Here is a 629-nt window from a genome sequence, read left to right as displayed (position 1 = left end):
GGCTTTGTATTTGCAAAAATAGATTACAACACAGGCACAATTACTGAAATTGAACCCGTGAACTACACAGGCACAGTGAGTGAAAACCTAGGCGCACTCATTAAAACTAAGCCGCACACAGTGACTAGCATTGAGTTTGCGATACCCACTCAATTTGCCAAAGACAGCCTGTACATTCGTGCAATTAGTTTAAGTGGCGCGGGGTTTAGTGCATCCAGTAACAGCGCGGGCGCAATCTCTGGCACCAATATATCGGGTAATGTCACTAGCGAAGGGTTAGTCACGCTTAATTTTGCAACTGAAATGCAATCAGACAGCATTACCTATGATTACGATGAAGTAACCGAAATAAACGTGCCCAGCCCGCCCGGTGGAATTGACCGTAGTAAACTACCCGAAGGCGGTCAGGTTCCTATTTTTCATGAGTTCAATATCATATGTGTACAAGACCGCCACAGAGCGATACATACAAGCCTAAGTAATGGCCAAACACTCAGTGTTGTAGCTGGTGCTAACTGGGTGGATATTGTTGATAACGAGGGGCTAAGTTTATACAGCGCGAACGATGATAACTACAGTTATGACAAAGATTTAGGCCGCGTAACCATTAAAGCGGGTATTAGCTCATT

Annotated in this window: 1 pseudogene; it reads left to right on the top strand. The window is 44.5% G+C overall.

What is annotated here, in order from left to right:
• A pseudogene (locus HC733_RS22560) lies at window positions 1-629 on the top strand (hypothetical protein); the annotation flags it as partial.

Origin of the sequence: Pseudoalteromonas sp. S16_S37, assembly GCF_014694405.1 — a bacterium.
In the GTDB taxonomy this organism is placed as follows: Bacteria; Pseudomonadota; Gammaproteobacteria; order Enterobacterales; family Alteromonadaceae; genus Pseudoalteromonas.
This window is presented reverse-complemented; position numbering and strand designations above follow the sequence as displayed.